Below are 6,807 nucleotides of genomic sequence, written 5' to 3'. Positions count from 1 at the left end.
GACGGCCCCCCCCCGCCACTGCGGCTAATCAGCGGCGGCCAAGACTGCCTGCTGAAAATTTGGGACGTCAGCACTGGCGAGTGCCTCCATACGCTGACCGAACATGCGGGCATGGTTTGGTCTATCGACCTGCATCCCCAGGGCCGTTACTTCGTCACCGGCAGCTTTGATCACACGATCAAATTCTGGGATGTGGCCACGGGCACCTGTCAGCAAACTTTGCTGGGCCATACCGCCGAGGTCTACGGCGTTCGTTTTAGCCCCGATGGTCGCCTGCTTGCCAGTGCCAGCAGCGATCGCACTGTGCGGCTCTGGGACGTAGCCACGGGTCAGTGTCTGACTGTGCTGCAGGGGCATGAAGATAGCGTTTGGGCAGTTGCTTTCATTGCGGGCTATACCGCTGCCGGTCTATGGCAGCCAGGACAGGCCCTAGTCAGCGCGGCGATGGATCAGACGGTGCGATTCTGGGATGTCAGTCAGACGCCCGCGATCGCCCCGCAGATACCTGCTACTACAGCCGCTCCGGCTGATAGCGTTCCGGCTATCTCTGGCCAGTGCCTCAAAACCATCCAGGGTAACGGCGTGGGGGTGCGATCGCTGGCTTTCCATCCCCAGGGGCATCTGATTGCCAGCGGCGGTCTAGGTAACTTAGTGCGCCTGTGGGATCTCTCTGGTCAGTGCGTCCAAACCTTGGCGGGGCACACGGGTAGCATTTGGAAAGTCTCATTTCATCCCCAGGGCGAACTTTTAGCCAGCGCCAGCCTCAATGGTGAAATCCGCGTGTGGGAACTGGCCACTGGCCGCTGCCTGCACAGCCTCTGGAAGAATCAGTCCTGGATTCAGGCATTTGGCTTCAGCGCTCAGGGAGATTTAGTCAGCGCCAGCAGCACCGATGCCCTTTTACTATTCTGGGATGTGCATACGGGGACCTGTCGCCGCTGCATCCAGCTTAATCCGGATACCTACCTGCTGGGTCTGGACTTTCATCCCCAGGGGCACTACTTCGTTTCTGCCGGCAATGACAGCGTCCTCCGCTGGTGGGATTTAGAGACAGGTGAGTGCTTCCGCACTCAGCTAGAGGCTGGCGGCCATACTTGGGGCATTGCTTTTCATCCCCAAGGCCACCTGTTTGCTAGCGTTGGCAACGACGCTGATATTAAGCTGTGGGAGGCTGAGACGGGCGAGTGTCTGGCGCTGCTGCAGGGACACACGGGCATTCACGGGGCTGTGGCCTTTAGTCCCGACGGCTCGATTTTGGCGAGCGGTCGCAGCGATCGCACCCTGCGTCTGTGGGAGGTTGCTACCCGCCAATGTCTACAGGTTTTAACCGGACACGGGAGCGGAGTTACGACGGTAGCGTTTCAGCCCGCTCACACTGCCCGATCAGCCGCCAGCCAGCCCCTGCTTTTAGCCAGCGGCAGCTTAGATGGCACCCTCTGTCTCTGGAATGCTCAGACGGGCGATCGCCTGCGCCAGTTTCGCCCTGACCGGCTTTACGAAGGTCTTCAGATTACCGGCATCACCGGACTGAGCGCCGGAGCGATCGCGTCTCTGAAAAATCTCGGTGCCATCGAGTAGTTCAGCCTTGGGCCGTAGAAGAGGTCAACTGCGCCGCGATCGCTGCGATCGCATCGGCAATCTGACCCGGCGGCAGGCTTTGGTTTAAGAGTTGGCTCTGAGCGATGATCTGCTGCCGAAAGGCCGAATCTTGTTCGGCTTCGCGCTGCAAAACCTGCTGGATCAGGTCTGCTTGTTCCTGGGGCGTGGTGGCAACGCTGCGGCTACTCCACTGGTGAGTGAGCTGTTCGAGGCGGGCGGTGAACTGGGCCGCGTTTTGAGTGGGGGCTACCAGGCTGCGTACCTGATGGGCGGCCTCCGTGTAGTTAATATTGCCCTGCGAGGTGAGATTGCCGACGGTGCTGCCGGAGATAAAGAAGTTATTGCCAAAAGGCTGTTTGCTGAGGTTTTCGAGGGCTTGGGCCTGAGTTTCCGAAATGCCAGCGAGCTGGCGGACGAGCTGCTGACTTTCCGCCAGCCGCTGTTTGGTGGCCTCATAGTCACGGTAAAGAGAGGCTTTGATAGTTTGCTCTAAGCTGTCTGACTGGGCGGCGGCTTGGTAAGCCTGAGAAAGCTGATCTAACTGCTGCTCTGCGGTCAAATCACTGCTGGTAATCTTGACAATCCACAGCTCGCCCCGCTGCTCGATTCCCTGCAGGACTAAATCTAGTTCGGCCCTTTCCGTTTGCAGCTTGTAAAAGGCTAGGCTGAGGGCGCTGTAGCTAAACTCTCCTTTGAAAACCAGTTCCACTTCGTTTTTAGGCTTTTGAAACAGGGCGGCAAACTCCCCGGCCTCAAAGTTACGGCTCACCGGATAGCGACTGGCTGGCTGGCCCGCCTGATACTTACGAAAGATGTAGTCGCAGCGCACGTCCGTAAAATTTGTCTGCTCGTTGATGCTCCAGTCCTCAATGCAGGCTTGGCTCAGGTCGGCTCCGGTGAAGTCAGCATTGGCGGCCTGCGCTCTCACCAGAAGGCTACCGCGCAGGTCGGCCAGTCGGCAGTCAGCCCCGGTTAGATTGGCGTCCGTGAGGTTGGCGTAACGCAGGTCGCCCTGCCGTAAATCCGCCGCTGATATTTGGGTGCAGACTAAATGGCTGCTGCGTAAGTCGGCACTGCGCAAATCGGCTCCGGTGAGGTTGGCCTGGGAAAAGTTGAACTGGCGCAGGTTCGCATTTTGCAAAAAAGCGCCCCGCAGATTCAGCTTGGCGAAGTTTTGCTGCTGACAGTGTCCCCGGCTGAGAAGCTGTTGAACCGGGGGATGGGTCAAGTCAAAATAGCGGTTATCTACCCGCGCCCTGTCCAAGCCAACGACGCCTTGAAAACAGGTGCGATAGAACTTAGCGGCTCTCAAATCGGTGTTAGCCAGCTTGGCATTTCTGAAGCTAACGTGACTCAAATCAAGGTCGTAAAAAGAGGTGCTGCCGACTGTCAGCAACGCGATCGCCCAGTTCCTTAAAAAATGAAACTGATGATTGAGCTTTTCATTTGTTGTAACTAAATACGCACTGCTGACAATTAAGGCGCCAGCCAAACTTCCTAATACAAACTTAATGAGCCTAAAGTCAACTACTACGGATCTCCAATCATCAGAGACTTCACCTCCAACTTGATTTGTAATTAGTACTGCTGTAGAAATTGCTATTATACTTAATAAAATTTCTAATAGCTTTAATAAAATTTTGCTTTCAACTGCCAAAACAGTCGTTGAAAAGGCAATAGCAATCAACAAAAAGCTAATTGTAGAAAAAACCCAGCTTGCCAATGAAAAAAACGATATTGAGGCTATATCGCCCCAAGCGATATCCGGTATTAATAACGATAGGGGAAGTAATAGGACTGCGCTGAGAACAGTAATCCAAAAACCTGAAATTACTCCTAATTGCGCCGTCTGCAAAGTCCACAAAGCACTGATGGTAGCCATACAGAAGCCCATAAATAAACCAATCTTTTCATAAAAAATAAAGCGACTTATGAAGCCTCCAGCAACGCCAATACAACTGCCAGCAGCAGCGGATAGCAGCAGCATTGCTCCTAGGAGCAGCGTATGGAGATTAGACATTTGTCCAAAAACCTTAGCTTCGAGATTACAGATAATGTCTTTTTGAGAAAATTTTTTGCCAATCATAAAGTTTTTTCTCGTTATTTCTAAATCCCTACATTAAAACTGTATCTCTAGCCAACAGCTAACTATAACTGAATTGCTAGCCCTGTATCTTTAGTAATGTTTTTTACTGAGTTCGCCACATTGTTTAGCAAAAGGGTATGGAATAGTTTTATGAATATGAAAACTGAGAACCGGAAAGCCAAGAAATCTGTCAAATACTACAAGATACTTAGTCGAGTTATCCAAAACCAAGAACTGCGAGCCGCAACTTGTAATGCTAGCCCATGGCTATGTGAGTGGGCAACTAGTAGTTTTTCCGAAAGAGGAGAAGTGAGTGCTTTTATAGATAAAGAAATTGAGGATCTTGAAAAAATAAAATTTTTCAATTCTAGATCTACAAAAATACAGCCTCAATTTAAATTTTTATCGATTGGGCAGCCGGACTATTTACCAATCGCGTTTTTAGAAAAAGGCTTACGCGCCAGTGCGCCCGTTTGCCGCATTAGTCGTCGCTATGCGCTAGAGGATCTAATCAAACTGATTGGTCAGCAAAGCGTCGATGATTTTCCTGAAATTCTGTCTCCCATTTCGACTCACCTGCAGTTAGAAGAAGCGTTTTGGCGAAAATATACGGGTAAAGCCGTGGAGATTGCCTGCCAGGACCCACACTTCCGCCAGAGACAGCAGTATCAGAGCAATCCTGACGTTGTCGTTCCTTTTGCAACCGGATTTTTAGTGGGGCGCGATTGGCTGCTGACGAACCACCACGTTTTGTCGAGTCCGGCTGTTGTGCAAGACTGTATTGCTCAGTTCAATTATGAACGTGACGCCAAAGAGCGATCGCTTCACCCGGTTAACTATCAGTTCGATCCTAATTTCTTCGTCGGCAATCCGGCGCTTGACTACAGCTTAGTCAAACTCAAGCCGCTGGTAGATCAGGCTGAGCTCGATCGCTACAAAGTTGATTACTATGCCGCAGGCGATAACTTCGGCTGGCTGCCAATGCATCCAAGGGCCGATATGGTGTTGCCGCCTATGATTGCTAGTGAGACGCTGCTAGCTGAGATTAGCGACGAAGCCCTGAGGCTGCGTATGACCCAGGCTGATTTTCCGGGAGAACCCGTCAGCCTGATTCACCATCCGCGCGGTCGGCAAAAAGAAATCACCCTGTTTGACAATCGGGTACAGGCGGTCTACGAAAACGCAATCGAATACCTGACAGACAGCGACTTAGGCTCATCCGGGAGTCCCGTTTTGAATCGAGACTGGGAACTTGTGGCTCTGCATCACGCTTTACTGGTGGAAGATCAGTTCGCCGACGTGGTGCCGCCCATTGGCAAGTCCCAGCCACCCCAGCAGCGTCCTCGCGGCAGAATCCGAGGCAGCGCAGGCATTCGCATTCATAAAATTGTCGAAGATTTAGAAAAGTTTCAGGTTGAACAAGAGCCCAGCCTCAAAGGCTTTCTAGATGAATATGTTCACTATCGCACTGCTAGACCCAGCCGGGTTTTTCTGTCGTTTATTGGCGATTTAGAGTATCCCAAGCACTTTCTCAAAGATGTAGAAGCTGTTCGCCAAGAGCCGCAACTGCTTACTGTGCTGAAAACAGTGCTTGAGCAGGTTCAGATCCGGCTGCAGGCAAACGGCTATAAAGTTCTTATAGCCCCCAGTGAATCCGAAGATCCGCTCAAAGTGATCGACTGGATCAACAACCGTAGCTATCCCAAAGACAGCACTGATCAGGACTACCGGGTTGGGGATGTGGCGCTACAGTTTTCCCTCAGACACAATCCTGAACACCCCAACCTGCGAGGCGTCTCGGCTTACTATATTGGCTTTAAGTCTGAACGTCGCTCCCACGGCGATATCGTTCTGCAAGCTTTGACTAAAGCCTTACTGGACGAGTTGCCCAATCGCGGCAGCCGCGCTGATGACTCGCAGAGTGCCGAAGGTTTGCCTTTTTGCCGGGATGTAATGATGCCGTCTTTAGTGCTGAATCTAGGCTTTTGGACGAATGCGGCCGATCGCAGTCTGATTGCAGCAGCGGTGGCGCAGAAGGCTGCCAACCCGCAGGCGTTTGAGCAGCTAGTTGCCGGATTAGTTAACGGGATCATGGCTTGGAGTCGGAGCTTGAACCCGATGGCGGCGGTGCTGGCGAATGGAAGTGCAGCGAGTCAGACTGTAAATAGCCTGTAGGTCTATTCATTCATCGGGCTTGGCGGAGAATACAAACAGGGAAATAGGGATTCAGAAAATATGTCTCAGCCCGAAAAATCGCAGCCGGAGAATGTTTTTCACATTTCGGGCAGCTCAATTCAAAATCTTAGCGGTTCTGGCTCCATTTACTACGCTGAAGCTGCCAGTTCAAATCAGCCCAATTCTGACTCTGTCAGCGATACAAGTAGTCATCTGCCCATTCAAAAAATCCTGATTTTGTCGGCCAATCCTCAAAATACTTCTCAGCGCCGACTGGCTGAAGAGGTGAGAGATATTCACGAGGGCCTGCAGCGATCGCAAAAACGCGATCAGTTCGTGCTGGAGCAGAGATGGGCGGTGCGACCGAGGGACATTCAGCGATCGCTGTTGGAGGTCAGGCCGCAGGTTGTTCACTTTTGCGGTCATAGCCAACAGTCCGCCTCTATACCAGAATCGCCGCTGGCGTCGGCTCGCAGCGTGGCTGTTGTGACAGATATTCCGGAGCCAGAAGGGCTGGTGTTTGAAGACAATCAGGGACAGATGACTTTAGTTGAGGCCCAGGCGCTGGCGGGATTATTTGCGCTGTTTGCTGATCAAATTGAGTGTGTGTTGCTTAATGCCTGCTATTCCCAGGGGCAGGCAGAGGCGATCGCCCAGCAAATTCCCTACGTGATTGGCCTGAGTCAAGCCCTAGGCGATCGCGCCGCCATTGAGTTTGCCGTGAGTTTCTATGATGCTCTAGGGGCTGGCGAATCTATTGAATTTGCCTACCAGTTTGGCTGTGCTGCGGTTCAGCTATGGGGCGTCGCCAAAAAACAGCTTCCGGTCCTCAATAAGCGGACCTGATATTTGTAGGTTGGGCAAAGCTTTCCGGGCATGGCTGCGCTAAAGCGACAGCATAACTCATACGGGGGTTGGGTGTTGAAATGTTCCTTAATCTCCTACAA

General features: G+C 52.3%; 4 protein-coding genes. 3 read left to right on the top strand and 1 reads right to left on the bottom strand.

Annotated elements, in window-relative coordinates; genetic code table 11:
- A partial coding sequence (locus QJQ48_RS20250) for a WD40 repeat domain-containing protein (RefSeq protein ID WP_346293061.1) occupies positions 1–1,578 on the top strand: 1,578 nt, incomplete at its 5' end.
- 1 nt (position 1,579) lies between these two features.
- Here the strand turns inward: QJQ48_RS20250 and QJQ48_RS20245 are convergent.
- Positions 1,580–3,091: a pentapeptide repeat-containing protein gene (locus QJQ48_RS20245; protein ID WP_346293060.1), complete on the bottom strand. Its 1,512-nt coding sequence runs from the start codon at positions 3,089–3,091 to the stop codon at positions 1,580–1,582.
- A 903-nt stretch (positions 3,092–3,994) separates the two neighbouring features.
- Between QJQ48_RS20245 and QJQ48_RS20240 the strand changes: the two genes are divergently transcribed.
- Positions 3,995–5,860 carry a trypsin-like peptidase domain-containing protein gene (locus QJQ48_RS20240; RefSeq protein ID WP_346293059.1) on the top strand — a complete coding sequence of 622 codons (1,866 nt, stop codon included), beginning with the start codon at positions 3,995–3,997 and terminating at the stop codon, positions 5,858–5,860.
- A 60-nt stretch (positions 5,861–5,920) separates the two neighbouring features.
- Complete coding sequence (locus tag QJQ48_RS20235; protein ID WP_346293058.1) at positions 5,921–6,706, top strand: CHAT domain-containing protein; 786 nt, start codon at positions 5,921–5,923, stop codon at positions 6,704–6,706.
- Positions 6,707–6,807: the final 101 nt, after the last annotated feature.

This window comes from Sphaerothrix gracilis Ecp01, assembly GCF_030405905.1.
In the GTDB taxonomy this organism is placed as follows: Bacteria; Cyanobacteriota; Cyanobacteriia; order Phormidesmidales; family Phormidesmidaceae; genus Sphaerothrix; species Sphaerothrix gracilis.
The sequence above is the reverse complement of the archived record's forward strand: the minus strand, read 5'-3'. Positions and strand labels throughout refer to the sequence as shown.